Raw genomic sequence first — 19479 nt, 5'->3', positions numbered from 1 at the left:
TGCGATTGATTTTCGGAAAGTATATTTATATTACGCACTAAAATTTGTAAAATTAATATGCGCAATATAATCTGTATTTTTAAATATTTATGGTCGAAAGCCGTTGCCGCAGCTCAGTCTTTAAAACCTTGCCATAACTGTTTTTGGGCAAGGCAGAAATTATATGATAATGTTTGGGCCGTTTAAAACGAGCCAGATTATCCAGGCACAACCGGTCCAGCTCGCTTTCTTCAACGGTGCAGCCTTTGCGTGTCACCACAAAAGCCACAGGCACTTCCCCCCATTCGGCATCTAATTGGCCCACGACCGCAACCTCTGATACATTCGCATGCGTTAGCAACACCTCTTCCACTTCACGAGGGTAAATATTGGAACCACCAGAAATAATCAGGTCTTTGGAGCGGTCGTGCAGGGTAAGGAAACCGTTTCTGTCCAGAAAACCGGTATCACCGGTCAGTAACCAACCATCGCGCAGTGTTTTCTGTGTGGCCGCTTCATTACGCCAGTAACCCTGCATGACTGGTGCTCCCCGTACGGCCACTTCACCAATTTCTCCTGCATCCAAGGGCGCGCCCTTAGCATTGATGACCCGGACGTCCACCATGGATTGTGGCAGACCCACTGAAGCAATGCGTTCTTTCCAGTTGGGATGTGTCGCATCTGCCAGGTGATGACGGGCCAGTGCCGTGATGGCCATGGGACATTCCCCCTGTCCGTAAATCTGTACAAAACGTGGACCAAAAACCGGTAAGGCTTGCTGGATGTCTTCAACATACATGGGGCCACCACCATACACAATGGTTTTGAAACCCGAAACATCAGCACCGCTGTCAATCACATAATCCAGCAAGCGCTTGACCATGGTGGGCGCGGCAAAGAATGTCAGCCGTCCCATTGATGCAGCCAGTTCTGCCAGCTCTGCCGGTTCAAAACCACCGGATAACGGTACCAAATGGCGGGCACCGCTAAGCATATGAACATAGTTGTACAAACCGGCACCATGGGACATGGGTGCGGCATAAACCATGACATCGGCAGGGTCTGAGGTATCCACATCGGTCAGATAGGAGACGGTCATGGCCTGCAGGTTGCCATGGCTTTGCATAACGCCTTTGGGGCGACCGGTTGTGCCCGAGGTGTAGAACAGGGAGGCCAGCTCGTCAGGCCCGCAATCATACATGGGGGCACCGGCATGTTGCAGGGCTTGTCCGTATTCAGGGCTGCCCGGAATCAGAATATGTGCCGGCGGGTTTGCCAGATTGTCAGTGCAGGCAGACAAGGCTTGCGACACGATTAATACCCGCGCTTCACAATCAGCCAGTACATAGTCCAGCTCTTTGTTGTGAAGCTTATAATTGACAGGCACGGATACCGCACCGATCCATAAAATAGCATGCAGGATTTCAAGATACTCAACGCAGTTGGCGGCATAAATGGCAACCCTGTCTCCGGGTTTCACACCAAACGCATGCTTCAAATAACCGGCCAGAGCAGTGGTTCTTTGCAACAGTTCACCATAATTCAATTGCAACTGTGTGCCCGAGTAAACTGCTGGCGCATTGGGATTGGCTGTGGCCGTGCGTTGAAGATACAGTGCAAGATTCATCGTACCCGCTCCAGAATAAGTTTTTCAAGGCCGAGATTGTCAAGACGGCCAAATGGGAGATGGGACCAGCCCACGATAGATACAGTCACGTTATGCCTCCTTATGCTTTTTTATCTTTATCAGGTTATGGTTATAATGCCCGATACTTACTCATACTGATAGTTGCTTGATTACGCAAGGGTTTACCCGATAAAGGATGCTTAATGATGGAGACAAAACCCCTTTTATCTCCCGCTACCCAGGATGATTTGTTACTGGCTTTTGATATGGCGCCGGTTGGTTTGCTGGTATCCCGCAATCGCTATGTGCAGTCATGCAACCGGGCATTTTCCAACATGTTCGGTTATGCATCCGAAGCACTGAAAGGAAAATCTCTGATCACTTTGTATCCCTCTGCCACCGAATTTGAGCATATCGGTGACCGTGCTCTGATGGTTATGCGAAGTGAAGGGCGTTATTCCGATGATCGCATCATGAAACGCAATAACGGACAGTTATTCTGGTGTCATGTAAGCGGGCAGGCCATTAACAGGAACGATCCGTTTTCTGCAGCAGTATGGGTGTTTGAGGATATTTCAGAAAAAAGGCAGATTACGACTGAATTGACAGCCCGTGAACGTGAAATAGCCCAGTTTCTTGTGGCAGGAAAAAGCAGCAAGGAAATTGGCAAGCTGCTTGGTATTGGTTACCGTACCGTTGATGCCCATCGGGCAAGACTTATGCGCAAATTTAAAGTGACTTCTTCGAATGAACTTGTTGCAAAGCTGATCGGTTAAATGCAAAACTGGCTTCAGGCCAATAAGAACTGGTCCCTGATAATTTTTAAATTCAGATTTTAGATGGAGAATAAGAGTGGTAACCTCAAATCTTTCGGCAAATATAGATTTTCCACTGGATGATATACGCGTACTGGACCTTTCCCGGGTTTTTGCAGGGCCACTTTGCGGTCAGGTACTGGCCGATTTTGGCGCCGAAGTAGTCAAGGTGGAACATCCAGCCCGTGGCGATGATACACGCGATTGGGGGATGCGTATTGGTAAAACCGAAACGACCTATTACAACAGCATGAACCGCAACAAGCGTTCAATCACCATAGACCTGCAAAGCCAGGAAGGAATACAACTTATTTACAAGCTGCTGCCTTCGTTTGATGTTGTCATTCATAACTTTAAAACAGGTGGCGCTGAAAAACTGGGACTTGGCTATGAACAGCTTAAAGCCATTAAACCCGACCTGATTTATTGCGCCATTGCCGGTTATGATACCCGCGGTCCAGAGGCAAAAAGACCCGGCTACGATCTTGTGATCCAGGGAGAGAGCGGTTTAATGGCCCTGAACGGAGAAGCCACCCAGCCTCCACTCAAGTTCGGGGTGGCGGTTGTGGACATGATGACTGGCATGTACGCGGCCCAGGCCGTGTTAGCCGCCCTGTATAAGCGTGGCAAAACCGGCCTGGGCCGGCTTATTGAACTTGCTTTATATGATTGCGGCATCATGGTTACCGGTTATTACGGATTGGATGCCCTGTTGATGGAGAAAGATCCGCCACGCTATGGTAATGAGCACCCCTCCATCATGCCTTATGGCATGTTTGAAGCCGCTGACGGTCCCTTGATCATTGCGGTCGGTAACAATGCACAATTTTTCAAATTCTGTAACCAGGTTATTGAATGCCCGGCACTGGCTGAAGACCCCCGCTTTATTTCCAATGTGGAACGGGCCAAGTACAGAGAGGAGCTGCAACCGCTTTTGGTTGAAGCCATCAAGAAATACCCGCGTAAACAGTTACTGGACCGCATGACCGACTGTGGTATTCCATGCGGCGAAGTGGCCGGTTTGTATGAAGCACTAACCAGTGAACGATCCAGACAGGGTGGCCTGATTGAGAAAATGCCTCATCCGGATGCCGGCAGCACTCATGTTTTTGCTCCTCCTTACCGCTTGAACGGACAACGCCTTCCCGTCCGTCATGCACCACCACAATTGGGTGAAGGAACACGTGAAGTTCTTACCCGGCTGCTTGCACTAAGCGATGAAGAACTCGCTGATTTGCACAGTAAGGGAGTACTGACATTGCCATAATAAATGATGCATAAAAAAAGACAATCACAGGCGCACGCCAGCTACTTAAGGCGTGCGCCAAGCGCTGGAATACATTTATTTTTTGATTAATTTGTAATTCAGCTTGGTAGACATGGGCTGGCCGGTTTGCCTGTCTCTTGCTTCAATATAGCCTTCCCCGACAAAATAAACGCTGTTGTCAGCCTTGTCATCCAAACGGATTAACGAAGGGTTGTTTTGGTCGAATTCAAATTTGCCATTGGTTTCAAAAACCCTGTTACCGGGACGATTGGTGACGTATTCCTGCCTTAGTTTATAGGTTTTATTGGGAAGCAATTCCAGTTGTACCTGGATCTGCTCACAGTCGGCACAAGGGAAAACACCGCCATAAGTACCGCTCCAATCCAGCGCGATTTCAGCAGTATGCCTATCAGGAGCCTGGGTGTCCCGGGCAGGGTTACTGGCACAGCCAACAGCAAAAAAAGAAGCAAGCAAAATAGTCAATCCTGTTTTTGTCATTTCAAATTTCCCTTTCAACACAAACGATAAGAATAATGTCCAGTTTAAGCCAGTATGGACGACAAATGTTACAGCGATACCTGTTGAAATAGTTAAGCATGGTAAAAACTGATCTGCTTATGGGTAATGGTGACCGATAGTGCAACCCGCTGATACAATAAAATCAAAATGATATGGAAAACCAAGGATGATGGATGGCGGGTTACATTTAGCTAATTAAGATTCATATACCCGTAAAATAAATTTTTTATATTAAATAAAAGGATAGATATATTATACCTATAATAGCAATAAATTATTGCAACTTCATTTTTGATAAATATGTGCTATATTTGAATCATCAAACGTTTCCGAAACTCCGGAAACCCCCCCTTACCATTGGAGAAATGCAATGAGCCAAGATATCAAAAAATGCCCTGTTACTCACCTGACGACTGATTTTGGTGCACCGGTACCCGATAACCAGAACAGCTTAACCGCCGGCCCACGTGGCCCCCTGTTGTCCCAAGACGTTTGGTTGCATGAAAAACTGGGCAATTTTGTCCGTGAAGTGATTCCTGAGCGTCGCATGCATGCCAAAGGTTCTGGTGCATTTGGTACTTTCACCGTTACCAATGATATTACCAAATATACACGTGCCAAGATTTTCTCTGAAGTCGGTAAAAAAACCGAAATGTTTGCCCGTTTCACAACGGTTGCCGGTGAGCGCGGCGCCGCTGATGCTGAACGCGATATCCGTGGTTTTGCCCTGAAGTTTTATACCGAAGAAGGTAACTGGGATATGGTGGGTAACAACACACCTGTGTTTTTCTTCCGTGATCCTCGTAATTTCCCCGATCTGAACAAAGCCGTAAAACGCGACCCGCGCACCAATTTGCGTAATGCCACCTATAACTGGGACTTCTGGACCCTGCTGCCCGAATCTTTGCACCAGGTAACCATTGTGATGTCTGACCGCGGTATCCCCAAATCTTACCGTCACATGCACGGCTTTGGCAGCCATACCTACAGCTTCATCAATGCGCAAAACGAACGTTTCTGGGTAAAATTCCATTTCCTTACACAACAGGGCATTCAAAACCTGACCGATGCCGAAGCCGAAGCCCTGATTGGCAAAGACCGCGAAAGCAGCCAGCGTGACCTGTTCTACGCCATCGAAAATGGTGATTTTCCGAAATGGAAAATGTGTGTTCAGATCATGCCCGAAACCGATGCCGAGAAAGTACCCTATCATCCGTTTGATCTGACCAAAGTCTGGCCACATGGTGATTACCCGTTGATTGAAGTGGGCGAATTTGAACTTAACCGCAACCCCGACAACTTCTTCATGGATGTTGAACAATCTGCCTTTGCACCTAGCAACCTGGTACCCGGTATTGGTGTTTCACCCGATAAAATGCTGCAGGCACGTCTGTTCAACTATGCCGATGCACAGCGTTACCGTTTGGGCACCAACTATCAGCAAATCCCAGTCAACCAGGCCCGTTGCCCGGTCCACTCCAACCACCGTGACGGTATTGGCCGCGTTGATGGCAACTATGGTGATTTGCCACACTACGAGCCCAACAGCTTCCATCAATGGCAAGCCCAGCCCGAGTACAAAGAACCACCACTGAAAATCAACGGTGATGCCGATTATTGGAATTACCGCGAGGATGATGCTGATTACTTCAGCCAGCCACGTGCCCTGTTCAATTTAATGAACGATACACAAAAACAGGCCCTGTTCAACAACACGGCAGCAGCCATGGGTGATGCGCTTGATTTCATCAAATACCGCCACATCCGTAACTGCTATGCCTGTGACCCGGCGTATGGTGAGGGTGTGGCCAAAGCATTAGGAATGACCGTGGCCGATGCCCAGGCCGCCCGTGAAACAGACCCGGCCAAAGGACAACCCGGTTTTCTGTGATCACACATCTGAATGGTTGGCAATATCCTATAAAATACAGCTCTTGAACTGAATAACTCCCCAAACCTTTTTCAGGTTCGGGGGGTTTCTTTTTTGCGAAAAACATCTTGGGGCATCTATTCACAAAACAACTATTTTCCCAATTGAAACGCAATGAAACCAGTAAATATGGCAATAACATTGACCCTTGATTTCTATCACTCACATTTTAGAAATCAGCGCTAAATTAAAAACAACAATGAATACTGATTCAGTTAGTATTAACATAAAGTTACACTGATGTAATCGAAATATTTTCACTCCTATTTCCTGTGTCGGCAAATGCAAGGGTCAAACCATGAAGAAGATCAAAATTTCATTTTTCGCCATTCTGGTAATACTGACATTACTCTGGCTGATGGCTGACACCATTCTTTCGCAAAGCAAGCAATTTTTTGCCATTCGGTCGTCTTTGTTGAGTCACACCGGCATTATTGGCATAGGTACCATGAGCATTGCCATGATCCTGGCTTTGCGTCCCGTTTTTCTGGAGCCTTTAACCGGCGGTCTGGATAAAACCTATCGCCTGCATAAATGGCTTGGCATTACAGGGCTTGTTATATCCATTATGCACTGGCTTCTGGTGAACGTACCCAAATGGCTGGTAGGTTGGGGCATGCTTGCACGTCCCGTCCGTGGACCAAGAGCCGAACCGGCAAATGCCATTTTCAGCTATTTCCAATCGCAGCGTGGCCTGGCTGAAAGCATTGGGGAATGGGCATTTTATGCCGTTGTCATATTGATTTCTCTGGCTCTGATTAAAAAATTTCCCTATAAGCATTTTTTCAAAACACATCGATTGCTGCCTATTGTTTACCTGTTTCTTGTATTTCACTCTGTGGTGCTGATGCCTTTTTATTACTGGCGGGAACCCATCGGGCCTGTCATGCTGCTTCTCATGCTCGGGGGTACTGGTGCCGCCATCATTTCCCTATCCAGAAAAGTAGGCCATCACCGTAAAGCGGTCGGCGAAATCAGCCACCTGGAATACTTTAAGGATAACCGGGTACTCAAAATAGACATCAACTTATTAAGTTATTGGCCAGGCCACCACACCGGTCAATTTGCTTTTGTCACATTTGATAAAGATGAAGGCGCGCATCCGTTTACATTATCTTCTGCCTGGAACAATGACGGCCGTATCAGCTTTATGGTAAAGGGGTTGGGCGACTACACCAACCTCATGCCAACAACCCTTAAACAAGGAGATTTGGCCAGTGTGGAAGGCCCTTATGGTTTATTCAAGTTCAAAGGTGACAAACCCAACCAGATTTGGGTAGGGGGCGGCATTGGCATTACCCCATTTATTGCCCACATGCAAAAATTGGGCGCTGAAAATCATAGCCGGACGATCCATTTGTTTTACAGTACCAGCGCACCACAGGAAGATTTTATTGAAAGACTAAGGCAACTCGCGGAAAAGGCAAAAGTGACCTTGCATGTCATTGTCTCGGGCAAAGATGCACGACTTAATGCCGACCGGCTTTGCAACATCATACCAAACTGGCAAACCGCCGACATCTGGTTTTGTGGCCCCGCAGGTTTTGGAAAATCGCTAAAAGAAGGTATGCTGGAAAAAGGTCTGTCTGAAGACGATTTCCATCAAGAGCTGTTTGATATGAGGTAAAGTCATTTTATAAAGTGCTTTCAAGGAGAAAACTGTTATGACACTACCTGATACCCTGCCACCAGGGCTGGAATGCTACAGCCAATCACCCGTTTTCACACCGGATACCTTGCCGGAAAAATTAAAAACCAGTCATTCCGTCAAAACGGGTACCTATGGATTATTACGGGTGATTAGCGGAACATTGCGTTTTACCTATGAAACAGAACCGTCCACAGACGTTGTCCTGAATGCCGGTGAGGAAATCGTGATTGCCCCCGACTCTGCCCATCACGTCGGGTTTGAACAACCTGGCAGTTTCCAGATTGATTTTTACCGGTCAAAGGACCATGTCAAAAGACCCGATAACACATAACTCACCAAGGCCATTTTTTTAAACCAGAAGCCACCACATCAAAAAACGGGTACGATGCCAGGCAAAAATCACACCATCTTGCATGCCATAACCAACACTGGCTATAGCATACAAGATTTTTTCATCACGGAATCGTGGGATATTCAGGCATGTGCTCGGGCCATTGGGTCAGTACTTCAAAACCATCTTCAGTCACCACCACCATATGTTCCCACTGGGCCGACAGGGAGCGGTCTTTGGTAATAACCGTCCAGCCATCCGCCAGTTGCTTGCAATGTCTTTTACCGGCATTAATCATGGGTTCGATGGTAAACATCATGCCCGGTTCAAGTTTCAGGCCCTGACCAGGACTGCCATAATGAAGCACCTGTGGTTCATCGTGGTAAATTTTGCCAATACCATGTCCGCAATACTCACGTACCACACTAAAACCTTCCCGGTGGGCAACGGTCTGGATGGCATGGCCAATATCACCAAGGGTAGCACCGGGACGAACCTGCATGATACCGGCGCGCATGGCTTCATACGTTGTGTAAACCAGACGACGGGCCAAGGTACTGGGCGGACCCACAAAATACATGCGACTGGTATCACCATACCAGCCATCTTTAATCACGGCAACGTCAATATTGATGATGTCACCGTTCTTGAGTACCTTGCCTGGTGAGGGAATGCCATGACAAATGACGTGATTGACCGATGCGCAAATGGTTTTGGTAAACCCGCAATACCCCACGTTGGCTGGAATGGCCTTCTGTACATCAACAATATAATCGTGACAAATCCGGTCCAGTTCTTCGGTGGTAATACCTGCCTGAACGTAAGGTGCAATCATGTGCAGGACATCTGCAGCCAACCTTGCGGCTTCTCGGGCTTTGGCGATATCTTCCTGCGTATTGATGGGGACTTTTTTCCTGCTCATTATCGGATACTCTTAATAGTCGAAATTTATTGTTATGAGTATAACATTTCAGTTTTTTTTATTTTGCTGACGTTCCATGCCTGGCTTTCTGCTAGCATATTCCGTAGCATATCTAAAGGTAAAGTCATGAAATTGCACAAGTCATTCGTATTCATTCTGGGTCTATGCTGTTCGGGTATTGCTATTGGGCAAACCCCGACTCCTGTTTCAAACGCCAATGAACTGACTATTCTGCATATCAATGACCACCACTCCAATCTGGATGACTATCCTGGCAGCCTGTTATTAAAGACAGGTAAACAACCTCAACGTGAACCGGTTTCAGTCAGCATGGGTGGATTCGCAAGAGTAACCGCTGCTTTTGAATCACTGGCCCAAAACAAGGAAAATGTTCTGAAGCTGCATGCCGGTGATGCCACAACCGGCACGCTTTACCATAGCCTGTCAGCGGGGCAGGCCGATGCCGACCTGATGAATACCGTCTGTTTTGATGCAATGACCGTTGGTAATCACGAACTGGACCTGGGTGATCTGGCATTATTCAACTTTATCGAAATGCTCGGGAGTCATCCAAACTGCCAGACACCACTGCTTTCCAGCAATCTTAAGCCTGGTCCCAATTCGCCACTGGGCGGCAACGTCATCAAACCATCCATTGTGCTGGAACGTGGCGGCCATAAAATCGGTATCGTGGGTGTAACCACTGCCTATAAAACTCAAAACGCCTCACGTCCTGATGCGGGCACGATCCTGAGTGATGAACTTGAAGCGGTGCAAAATGAAATTAACCGGCTGACTGAGCAAGGCATTAACCGGATTATCGTGCTGGCCCACCTGGGTTATGCTGCCGAACAAAAACTGGCACAGCAATTATCGGGGGTCGATGTGATTATAGGTGGCGATTCCCATACCTTACTGGGCAGCAAAGCATTGGATGATTATGGTCTGGAACCCAAGGGACCTTACCCCACACGACTTGTCAATGCCGATCATCAGCCGGTTTGTCTGGTGCAGGCCTGGCAGTACAGTTCAGTAGTCGGTGAACTCAATGTTCGTTTTGATGCAGATGGTAACGTCAGTGATTGCCAGGGACAAGCACATGTACTCATCGGTACCGATTTCAATCGCAAGGGAAATCCCGTCAACGTCCAGGAACAACAAGCCATTCTGGCCGATTTGGCTGCACAAACAGAAATCATGCCCATTGAACCGGCTGCCAGCGCACAGTCAGTGCTTGAACCGCATCGTGAAAAACTGCTGGCATTTGCCAGCCAACCGGTTGGCACAGCCCCTTACGATATTTGCAGTCGCCGATTCCCTGGCCTGGCCGGGGCTGGCAACTCAAAACTGGCTGGCTGTGATGTCAGGCAACATCCCAATCCTCATGGCGGAGATATGCAGCAATTGGTCGCCCATGCCTTTCTAATGCAGGGGAAACATTTTGGTGGAGCCGATATCGCGATTCAAAATGGCGGTGGCGTCCGCACGGATATTGCGGCAGGACCGATAACGGTTGGAGATATTTACACTGTTCTGCCATTCAGAAACATGCTGGTCAGACTAACCATGAAAGGCCATGATCTCAAAAAAGTGCTGGAAGATGCCATTGACTCGGTGCTTGCCGGCAATACCGGTTCATACCCTTATGCAGCTGGCTTGCGTTGGGATCTTGACCTGATGGCACCAAAGCAGAATCGGCTGACTAATTTGCAAACCCGGCAGGAAGACGGTTCCTGGGTGGCCCTGAATCCGGAAAGCACTTACAAAGTGATAACCATTGATTTTCTGGCAGATGGCAAGGATGGCTATCAGCACTTTGCCACGGCACCAGAGATTGCCCGTGAAGATACTTTTCTGCCCTATGCAGACAGTTTCCTCAAATACGTGCAATCTCACCCGACGCTTGAGCGTTTGCCCGACCCGGAATACAGTACGCAAACCATAAAGGGCATGCCATCCCTGGATAAATGGCTTGGTTTTCTCAAAAAATAAGGGTGGAATCGCAGCAACATTTGATTTCGAACAATATATTGTTTCAGCTCCATTACAAAATTTGATATGGCTCAAAACAAATAGTTACCTTTTGCATCAATCTAGAGCCTAATGTAATTTTTATCTGTTTGTGGAGAAATCTGATGCAGTTCACACCTAAAGTAGTAACCGGTTGTTTAGTGGCCATGGGTATTTTTGCCGCTACACCTGCCCTGGCTCACGAAGCCGGCGACTGGCTTGTCAAGGCAGGCGTTACCGGTGTCATGCCAAAGTCCAATAACGGCACCGTAGGCAAGGCCCTGGTTCCAAATGGTATAGATTTAAACGTTAGCAACAACATGCAACCCAGCATTAGCCTGACTTACATGGCCACGAAAAATGTCGGTATAGAATTACTGGCAGCAACGCCGTTCAGCCACAAAATTTATGGTGATGCCCCAGACCTGGGAGGCGATATCGGAAAAATTGGCAAAACAAAACATCTGCCTCCAACCCTTAGCGTCCAATGGCACTTTCTCCCTGACTCAGATATCCAGCCCTACGTTGGTTTAGGCTTGAATTATACAAAATTCTTCGATACAAAACCCCAGGGTGCACTCAAAGACCTGGGTTTCAAAAAGCTTAAGCTTGAAGATTCATGGGGTCTTGCCGCACAGGTGGGTGTCGATATCCGCTTAAGCGAACGCTGGTTCATGAATGCCGATTTGCGTTATATCGATATAGACTCCAAAGTCAAACTTGACGGACAACGCATTGGAACTGCCAAAATTGATCCATGGGTAGCTACCGTGGGTGTTGGCTACCGATTCTAATCCAACAAAAAAACCCGGACTTGATACCATCCGGGTTTTTTTAAATACTTTAAAACATTTAAGCTTTAACTGGAATTTCCAGTCCGCGCTGTACAGCCGGTCTGGCCAGGCCACGCTCCAACCATTTGGCCACATTGCCAAAACTGTCAAAATCAACCAGTTCCCTGGCTTCATAAAAACCAATCAGGTTACGCACCCAACCCAGCAAGGCAATATCGGCAATCGTATACTCATTGCCCATGACCCAATCCCGGCCTTCAAGGCGCGTATTCAGCACACCCAGCAAACGCTTGGATTCGGCACGATATCGTTCCAAAGGACGTTTGTCTTCATATTCCTTGCCCGCAAATTTGTAAAAGAAGCCCAGTTGCCCAAACATGGGACCTACACCGCCCATCTGCCAATGCACCCACTGGATAGTTTCGTAACGCAGGGCAGGCTCTGTGGGCAGCAATTTACCCGATTTTTCAGCCAGGTATTGCAAAATCGCACCTGACTCAAACAGGGGGAGGGGTTTACCACCAGGACCATTCGGATCCAGAATGGCCGGAATCTTGCCGTTGGGATTCAATGACAAAAATTCAGGTGTATGGCTTTCGTTTTCTCCAAAATCCACGTAATGAGCCTCATAAGGCAAACCGATTTCTTCCAGCATGATTGACACCTTGACCCCGTTGGGAGTGGCCAATGAATACAGTTGCAAACGGTCAGGATGCTGGGCGGGCCAACGTTTGGTAATGGGGAAATCCGATAAATCCGACATGTAAAACTCCTGTGGAAAAAATAAACAGCCATCAATCCGAATACATCCTGGCAAATATACGGGCCCAGTTAAAGAGCCCGCTTGTTATGTGTGCCAGCAAGGAATGATTTGCAACGACCCGATATGAAAATCATATCGGGCATGATTCAAATAATCCGATTATTGCTTGACGGCTTCCAATGCGATATCCAGTGTAACTTCATCACCCACGCCGGGTGCAAACTTACCGGCATTGAATTCGGTCCGCTTGATGACGGCGGTGGCGTTGGCACCAATGGCATCTTTATTCAACATGGGATGAGGCATATTGACAAAAGAAGTGATGGTAAGGGTTACCGGTTTGGTAATGCCCTTGATGGTCAGGTCACCGTCGATGCTGACCGGCTTATCACCTTCAAAGACCACATTGGTGGATTTGAACGTGGCGGTTGGAAATTTACCTGTATCCAGAAAATCTTCACCCTGGATATGTTCATCAAACAGTTCAAAACCGGTATCAATGGATTTCATGTCTACCGTGATATCAACGGCAGCGGTTTTGGCTTCCTTGTCCAGCTGTACAGTGCCTGAGGTTTTGTTAAAACGCAGAATCTGCTTGGACATGCCCATATGGTCATAAGAAAAGCGCGGGAATGTATGGCTTGGGTCAATGTTATAAGTTTCGGTGGCCGCAAAGGCAGGTGAAGCGATAAGCGTTGCAAACGCGGCTGCAATAAGATGTTTTTTCATGATAAATCCTTTCATTTAATAAAAAATAACTCAAATATATTGTTGGGTATAAACCGACAGGATTATTGTCCTGCCACCACACTGAATGTAATCCGGATGTCATTGGCTACAATGCCAAAATCTCCCCACATGCCTTCACCCACTTTAAAATCGGCCCGTTTGAAAGCAAATTCACCTTCAAAAATACCCTGACCGTCTTTTTCAGAAAACGTGAATGGAATGGATACGTCACGGGTATTGCCCTTGATGTCAAGCTTGCCATCCACCTGGAAACGGTTGTCACCCAAGGCCTGGACCTTGACAGACTCAAATTTGGCAACCGGATAAGTGGATATATCCAGCCATTCGGTTTTTTTCAATTCTTCATTGGCTTCACCATAACCGGCATCAATATCCGCAAGCGGTATTTCAATGATCACACGAGCCTGTTCCGGCACGGCAGGATCAAAACTGAATTGTGATGCATTGACTTGCTTGAAGTGCCCATCCATATTGACGTTCATCTGGCTATAGGTAAATGACAATTTGCTGGCCGATGGATCAATGGTTTTATATTCAACCGCACTGACAGTACCCGTCATGGCAAGCAACAAGGCTGTAGCGGTAAAAAAATGACGCAAATGCTGTTTCAACATGTGTTTCTCCTGATAATTCGTTTATTTCTGTTTGTCCAGAACCGGAATCATGCGTGTCAGAATATCGTCCCTGTCCACAATATGATGCTTAAGCGCCGCAACAATGTGTAAGCCCACAAAAACCAGTAAAGCGTAATTCAAGACCCAGTGCACCGTATTCAGCAATTCACCCAGCACCGCATCCTTGCCCACCAAATCAGGTAAAGGCCAAATGCCAAACCAGACCACCTGGAATCCCTGTGCCGAACTCATCAACCAGCCACTTAAAGGAATCGCCATCATCAGTGCATACAGCACCCAATGAGCGGCATGCGCCATAAATCGCATGAATCCGGACATGGTGCCCGGTAATGGAGGAGAAGCATGGGTTATGCGCCAGGCCAGCCGGACAAATACCAGGATCAGCATGGCCATGCCCGCCCATTTATGCCAGGCGTAAAACTGCAGCTTTGACGGAGACAAAGGCAGGTCCTGCATATAAAAACCCAAGGCAAAGGTACCACTTAGGCCCAATGCCATTAACCAATGAATGGCAATTGCGGTAGTGGTATATCGTTGGCTCATGGGACCGCCTCCTTCCATAAAATTAATGAATACATCAATAACAATGAATTTATTTTAAATATTCTATTCAATCCTGCCTGAAAGCAGAAGGTCTTAATTTGGATATACTTGTCCCATCAGTGGAATAATAAGGGATAAAAACCATGACTTTGAATCCAAATGACCTGATTTTGTTTGCCCATATTATGGAATATGGCAGTTTTTCTGCCGCTTCCGATCACACAGGTCTGCCAAAATCCACCCTGTCACGGCGTATCAGTGAACTGGAAACCCTGTTGGGCGAAAAGCTGATTACCCGCAGTACCCGTAAACTGGCAATTACCGATTTTGGCGAAGGAATACTGGAGCATGCCAAACGACTGCTGGAAGAAACCGAGGCAGCCAGCGCATTTGCCCAGAATCGGCAAACCACACCACAAGGAAAATTACGGGTTTCCATGCCCACTGAGTTCAAGGAATTTGCCCTGGTGTCGTTCCTCGAGAAATTTACCCGTCAGTATCCTCAGGTTTGCATTGAGTTGGATTTGTCGGCAAGACGGGTGGACTTGATTGTGGAGCGTTTTGATATTGCCATTCGTATCGCTCCTGCTTTGCCCGATGACAGTACATTGGTTGCTCGCAAAATAGCGGTACTGAATAATGGCCTTTATGCCAACCCGTTTTATCTGAAAAAACACGGCACGCCTTCATCACCCGAAGATTTACTCAAGCACCAGGGAATGGTATTGATTAACAGCCGGGGAGATTTTCTCCCCTGGAAACTGAATAACGGTAAAGAAGAATGGGTGGGCTTGCCCCTGCACAGGATTTCATCGAACTCGCTAGGCCTGCACCAGGATCTGGCCGCTCAGGGCATGGGTATTGTAGGGCTGTCAGAAATGTTTGCACGTACCTATGAAAAAGAAGGCCGTCTGCTGCGCGTCTTGCCAGAGTGGTCGATGCCTGCCGATACGGTCTGGTGCGTCACCCCCGGAAGACGGCTGTTACCTACCCGAACACAGGCATTTATTGATTTGTTCAAGCAGGAAATGCAAGACTCATAATTGAAATCATCCCCTGACTTGAATTCACGCACATAACCGGGCAGCAGAAAACCACCACCTGAACGCATAGCGTTTAGTGGCGGTCGTTCATTTTTATTTAAACGCATTCACCGGTAATTTTAAATAAACAAGCCCGTTGTCTTCGGGTTCTGGCATATTGCCCGCCCTTATGTTTACTTGCAGGGAGGGCAAAATAAGGCGTGGCATGCCAAGGGTTTTGTCACGAGCCCGGCGCATTGACACAAACTCTTCCAGACTGATGCCTTCCTTCACATGAATATTATGCTTTAACTGGTCTGCCACCGTGGTTTCACACGCATACTCCCGATCGTTAGGGGCGTAATCGTGACATACAAAGATACGGTAATTACCTGGCAGACTTAATATTTTATGAATGGAACGATAGAGTTCGGCAGCATCACCACCCGGAAAATCGGCACGGGCAGTACCACCATCGGGCATGAAAATAGTATCACCAACAAAAATGGCATCACCAATAATATGACTCATGCAGGCAGGCGTATGACCAGGCGTATATAAGGCGGTAGCTGTCAGATGACCAATTTTATAGGTCTCGTTTTCTTTGAACAAATAATCGAACTGACTTCCATCACGCGCAAAACCCGGACCGTCATTAAACAATTTTCCAAAGGTTTTCTGAACCGTGGTTATTTTTTCACCAATGGCGATTTTCCCACCCAGGGCCTGTTTGATATAGGGAGCGGCGGACAAGTGATCGGCATGGGCATGCGTTTCAATAATCCACTCGGTTTGCAAACCCTGTTGCTTAACCGCCGCAATAATGGCGTCTGCCCCCTCATAACTGGTTGTTCCCGATGGATAATCAAAATTCAAAACAGGATCCACAATGGCACAGGCCTTGGACAACGGGTCTTGCACAATATAGGAATAAGTATTGGTTTGTTCATCAAAAAAAGCAGTCACCAGCGGTTTGATTAATTGATCGGTTTGCGGGATGTTTGAATCATTCATGGACGGAGCACTCCTGTTATAGGGAAATAATAGTCTTGTCGCTATTATATCAATAAATCATGAAATTTAAATATATTGATATTTATTGATTGTTACTATCGCAATGCCTATAATTACAGCATTCTTCAATTATACGGATCCATTATGCAAGACATGGCTGCCAGTGCCGAGAAAGCGGCCCGCTTTTTAAAACTTATCGCACATCCTCACCGTTTGCTGATTTTATGCGCGCTTCTTGAAAGCGAGCGTAACGTTACCGAATTGACCAAAATCGTTGGCATCAGCCAAACGTCCATGTCCAATCACCTGGCCAAATTGCGTAGCGAAAATGTGGTTGATTTCACGCGCGATCAGCGTACTTTGACCTATCGTTTAAGTACGGCAAACGCCGAGCCCATTATTGCCGCCCTGTACAAAATTTACTGTTCCGGCTCTGGGGCTGAAACAAACCAATAAATAGCCTTATAACGCCAGTGGCAATATATTTAAACCCTCCAAAAAAACCGGATCCGATAAAATCAGCAGACCCGTTTTTTTATTTTCAAAATGACAAGTTGATCGAACAGGCGGAAATAATCATCCTTCAGAAAGATCAACAGGCCATATTTGTCATGTTACGCTCTGGCTTTTCGTATGATGCCAAACAAAGGCCACACCAGCAAGGCTCCATAAACACCAATGCCAATGGCCATTGATATATTCAACAACCAGTCGGGAAGATAGTTTAGTTCAGTTACCGAAGAATCCACCCACCATGGGACGCCAAAAAACGCGGCAACTGCCACCAATAACCCCACCTTCCAGCTAAGTGGCCAGCTGCCTTTCCAGTTAAGCGGTTTCCTGGCCATCGCCCACACATAAGCGGCTATTAACAACACCGCCATTACTGTTGGCAAAACAGGACTTAACAAAAACCATTCATACAAAATATTCAGGCCCAGTAACAATTCAGTCATTATGTTCTCCTAAACTAAGCCTTGCCTTTAAGGACAGCCATATAAGCAGGTTTTAACAATTCGTCTTCCAGGAACCAGGCCAGGTAACTGTCCTTTAAAGGATCGATAAGCGGCATGGTGGGAGTCAGCTCCCCGGCATAGTTGAATTCAACCAACCAGGCCGAGCCACGGCGAATGAGCATGGGGCACGAAGTATAACCATCAAATATCTGGTCTGCCGGCTTGCCTTGCATTTGTTGCAGCAGGTTATGCACCATAATAGGTGCACTTTTCTTGACGGTGGCCGCTGTTTTACCGCGTGGCGTACCATTTACATCACCCAATCCGAACACATTCGGGTAACGGGTATGCTGCAGGGTTCCCTTATCCACATCAAGCCAGCCTTTTTGTACGCCATCTGCAACCACCAGACTGCTTTGCCTTACCGCATCAGGGGCATACATGGGAGGTACCACATGCAGAAAATCATAATCTTCTTTATGGACAGCACCATCCTGATCGGTAAAGTAAGCGGTTTTCGCTGAAGGATCAACCCCGGTCAGTTGCCGGTGAAAATGAACTTTGGTGCTAACCGGCAAGGCTTCCCAGCGCTTTAACACCAGATCATTAACTGTTTTCACACTGAAAATAGAGGTGGATGGCGCAAAAAAATCAACCTGTGAATTGTTTTTAACGCCTGACTCATTAAGCCAATCTGCCACCATAAAGGTCATTTTCAGAGGCGCACCGGCACACTTCATGAAGGTGGGTGCCAGTGTCATGACGGCACGGCCACCTTTCTGACGAAATGCATCAATGGCTCTCCAGGTATTGGCGGCGGCATCGGGACTATGGTAGACACTGCCCACACCATTTTGGCCAATAAGAGAAGGGTCCATACCCTCGATTTCATCATATTTTAAAATCAGCCCCGTGGCGACAATCAGGTAATCATAATCAAATTTTTTGCCAGAAACGGTTTGCACCTGGTTCAGTTCCGGCTCAAAACTGGCAACCGCTTCTTGCACCCAATCAACCCCGGGTGGCATTAAGCGTTCATTGCGATCACGGACACTTTGGGTGGAATGCCAAATACCGGTTGCCAACAAGGTATATCCCGGCTGGTAATTATGTTCTTTCTTGGCATCAATAATGGTAATTTTGGCGTTCGGAAGCTGCTTGCGCAAACGATGAGCAGCCGCTAAACCGGCCAGGCCACTACCTGCGATCACAATACTGACATTTGCATCCAATACTGTTTGAGCAGAAGCAGTTTGAGTGACAGGAATCAGGCCAGACATGCCAAGACCTGAAGCCCCCATGATTTTGATAAGTTTTCTTCTGGCTGTAGATAACTCCGGCTTGGTATTAACCATATTCTCTCCTTGGTGAGATTTATGTAAAAACATAAAGTTCTTATATCACAACCATTATAGTTTGTAACAAAAAATATATCAATATATTTAAATGTATAGATATAAATTATCGCGCTACCAAATCTTCATCTTCAGATACAGAACCTATTTTATAGATGAATTCATTGGTTTGATCAAAAAATGCTCAAAAAAACGGGGTAAAATAAAATTCCAGCCTGTGGATAACTGCTAAGAAAATGATTTGTGGATAACTTTTGTATGAAAAGTTCATAAGCAGATCTTCAAATTTTTGTGGATAACTTGTTCAACTTTATCCAATTTCAAAAAGAGCATGAGTAAACAGCAGAATTTTGCTGTAATTTATTGAAAATAAAGAAAATTATAGGGTAAACAGACTTATCCACAGAGCATCTGTCTATTCATCATTTATATATGAATAAGTTTAACAACATAAAAGAAAACCCAAAAACAGCATAAACACCTGTTTTTGGTAATTTTCAAAATTGTCCTGAAAATATAAATTTTGGCCAATAAAAAACTGCATTTATCAGAGGATTCAATATCCAGTAATAAATGCAGTATTAAAAAATCTTGCC

19 protein-coding genes are annotated in these 19479 nt (G+C 46.7%); 9 read left to right on the top strand and 10 right to left on the bottom strand.

Annotation, left to right across the window (positions count from 1 at the left end; translation table 11 throughout):
- Nucleotides 1–79: 79 nt before the first annotated feature.
- Complete coding sequence (locus tag KU392_RS05565) at nucleotides 80–1606, bottom strand: class I adenylate-forming enzyme family protein (RefSeq protein WP_217734889.1); 1527 nt, start codon at nucleotides 1604–1606, stop codon at nucleotides 80–82.
- A 203-nt stretch (nucleotides 1607–1809) separates the two neighbouring features.
- On the opposite strand from KU392_RS05565, the gene KU392_RS05560 reads away from it, so the two are divergent.
- The gene (locus KU392_RS05560) at nucleotides 1810–2382 is read left to right on the top strand and encodes a LuxR C-terminal-related transcriptional regulator (protein WP_343212403.1); all 573 of its coding nucleotides are present in this window, start codon (nucleotides 1810–1812) and stop codon (nucleotides 2380–2382) included.
- A gap of 76 nt (nucleotides 2383–2458) precedes the next feature.
- Nucleotides 2459–3688, top strand: a complete 1230-nt coding sequence (locus KU392_RS05555; protein WP_371808373.1) for a CaiB/BaiF CoA transferase family protein — start codon at nucleotides 2459–2461, stop codon at nucleotides 3686–3688.
- A 75-nt stretch (nucleotides 3689–3763) separates the two neighbouring features.
- Here the strand turns inward: KU392_RS05555 and KU392_RS05550 are convergent, their stop codons facing one another.
- Complete coding sequence (locus KU392_RS05550) at nucleotides 3764–4186, bottom strand: copper resistance protein NlpE (protein ID WP_169292905.1); 423 nt, start codon at nucleotides 4184–4186, stop codon at nucleotides 3764–3766.
- A gap of 391 nt (nucleotides 4187–4577) precedes the next feature.
- Here KU392_RS05550 and KU392_RS05545 point away from each other — a divergent pair, with 391 nt between their 5' ends.
- The 3 genes from KU392_RS05545 to KU392_RS05535 all read left to right on the top strand — a co-directional run bounded on the left by KU392_RS05545 (nucleotide 4578) and on the right by KU392_RS05535 (nucleotide 8119).
- Nucleotides 4578–6098 (top strand): catalase, encoded by a 1521-nt coding sequence (locus KU392_RS05545; protein WP_217734808.1) that lies wholly within the window; start codon nucleotides 4578–4580, stop codon nucleotides 6096–6098.
- A gap of 337 nt (nucleotides 6099–6435) precedes the next feature.
- Entirely contained in the window at nucleotides 6436–7764 is a 1329-nt protein-coding gene (locus KU392_RS05540; protein ID WP_169292907.1) for a ferredoxin reductase family protein, read from the top strand.
- 37 nt (nucleotides 7765–7801) lie between these two features.
- The gene (locus KU392_RS05535; protein WP_217734807.1) at nucleotides 7802–8119 is read left to right on the top strand and encodes a TehB family protein; all 318 of its coding nucleotides are present in this window, start codon (nucleotides 7802–7804) and stop codon (nucleotides 8117–8119) included.
- A gap of 124 nt (nucleotides 8120–8243) precedes the next feature.
- On the opposite strand, the gene map is transcribed toward KU392_RS05535, so the two are convergent.
- Nucleotides 8244–9041, bottom strand: coding sequence for a type I methionyl aminopeptidase (gene map / locus KU392_RS05530; RefSeq protein WP_169292909.1), 798 nt, complete (start codon nucleotides 9039–9041; stop codon nucleotides 8244–8246).
- Nucleotides 9042–9167: 126 nt separating this feature from the next.
- Here map and KU392_RS05525 point away from each other — a divergent pair, with 126 nt between their 5' ends.
- Nucleotides 9168–11033, top strand: coding sequence for a bifunctional metallophosphatase/5'-nucleotidase (locus KU392_RS05525; RefSeq protein WP_169292910.1), 1866 nt, complete (start codon nucleotides 9168–9170; stop codon nucleotides 11031–11033).
- 143 nt (nucleotides 11034–11176) lie between these two features.
- The gene (locus KU392_RS05520; protein WP_169292911.1) at nucleotides 11177–11845 is read left to right on the top strand and encodes an OmpW/AlkL family protein; all 669 of its coding nucleotides are present in this window, start codon (nucleotides 11177–11179) and stop codon (nucleotides 11843–11845) included.
- A 58-nt stretch (nucleotides 11846–11903) separates the two neighbouring features.
- On the opposite strand, the gene KU392_RS05515 is transcribed toward KU392_RS05520, so the two are convergent.
- From KU392_RS05515 to KU392_RS05500, 4 genes are all read right to left on the bottom strand, one after another.
- On the bottom strand, nucleotides 11904–12608 hold the full coding sequence (locus KU392_RS05515) for a glutathione S-transferase N-terminal domain-containing protein (RefSeq protein ID WP_169292912.1): 705 nt from the start codon (nucleotides 12606–12608) through the stop codon (nucleotides 11904–11906).
- 159 nt (nucleotides 12609–12767) lie between these two features.
- Nucleotides 12768–13337 (bottom strand): YceI family protein, encoded by a 570-nt coding sequence (locus KU392_RS05510; RefSeq protein ID WP_169292913.1) that lies wholly within the window; start codon nucleotides 13335–13337, stop codon nucleotides 12768–12770.
- Between the two features lie 62 nt (nucleotides 13338–13399).
- Complete coding sequence (locus tag KU392_RS05505; protein ID WP_169292914.1) at nucleotides 13400–13972, bottom strand: YceI family protein; 573 nt, start codon at nucleotides 13970–13972, stop codon at nucleotides 13400–13402.
- Between the two features lie 21 nt (nucleotides 13973–13993).
- Nucleotides 13994–14536 carry a cytochrome b gene (locus KU392_RS05500; RefSeq protein WP_169292915.1) on the bottom strand — a complete coding sequence of 181 codons (543 nt, stop codon included), beginning with the start codon at nucleotides 14534–14536 and terminating at the stop codon, nucleotides 13994–13996.
- A 143-nt stretch (nucleotides 14537–14679) separates the two neighbouring features.
- Here KU392_RS05500 and KU392_RS05495 point away from each other — a divergent pair, with 143 nt between their 5' ends.
- Entirely contained in the window at nucleotides 14680–15579 is a 900-nt protein-coding gene (locus KU392_RS05495; RefSeq protein ID WP_169292916.1) for a LysR family transcriptional regulator, read from the top strand.
- A gap of 93 nt (nucleotides 15580–15672) precedes the next feature.
- Here KU392_RS05495 and KU392_RS05490 read toward each other — a convergent pair whose 3' ends face one another.
- Nucleotides 15673–16572, bottom strand: a complete 900-nt coding sequence (locus tag KU392_RS05490) for an MBL fold metallo-hydrolase (protein WP_217734806.1) — start codon at nucleotides 16570–16572, stop codon at nucleotides 15673–15675.
- A gap of 144 nt (nucleotides 16573–16716) precedes the next feature.
- On the opposite strand from KU392_RS05490, the gene KU392_RS05485 reads away from it, so the two are divergent.
- The gene (locus KU392_RS05485) at nucleotides 16717–17028 is read left to right on the top strand and encodes an ArsR/SmtB family transcription factor (RefSeq protein ID WP_169292918.1); all 312 of its coding nucleotides are present in this window, start codon (nucleotides 16717–16719) and stop codon (nucleotides 17026–17028) included.
- Between the two features lie 158 nt (nucleotides 17029–17186).
- Here KU392_RS05485 and KU392_RS05480 read toward each other — a convergent pair whose 3' ends face one another.
- Together KU392_RS05480 and KU392_RS05475 are read right to left on the bottom strand one after the other, a co-directional pair.
- Nucleotides 17187–17528: a hypothetical protein gene (locus tag KU392_RS05480; protein ID WP_169292919.1), complete on the bottom strand. Its 342-nt coding sequence runs from the start codon at nucleotides 17526–17528 to the stop codon at nucleotides 17187–17189.
- A 14-nt stretch (nucleotides 17529–17542) separates the two neighbouring features.
- Nucleotides 17543–18883: an NAD(P)/FAD-dependent oxidoreductase gene (locus KU392_RS05475; RefSeq protein ID WP_217734805.1), complete on the bottom strand. Its 1341-nt coding sequence runs from the start codon at nucleotides 18881–18883 to the stop codon at nucleotides 17543–17545.
- Nucleotides 18884–19479 lie beyond the last annotated feature (596 nt).

Source organism: Advenella alkanexedens (assembly GCF_019132845.1).
Classification (GTDB): domain Bacteria; phylum Pseudomonadota; class Gammaproteobacteria; order Burkholderiales; family Burkholderiaceae_B; genus Advenella; species Advenella alkanexedens.
Note: the sequence above shows the minus strand (reverse complement) of the source record. Positions and strands in the feature narration are given on the sequence as shown.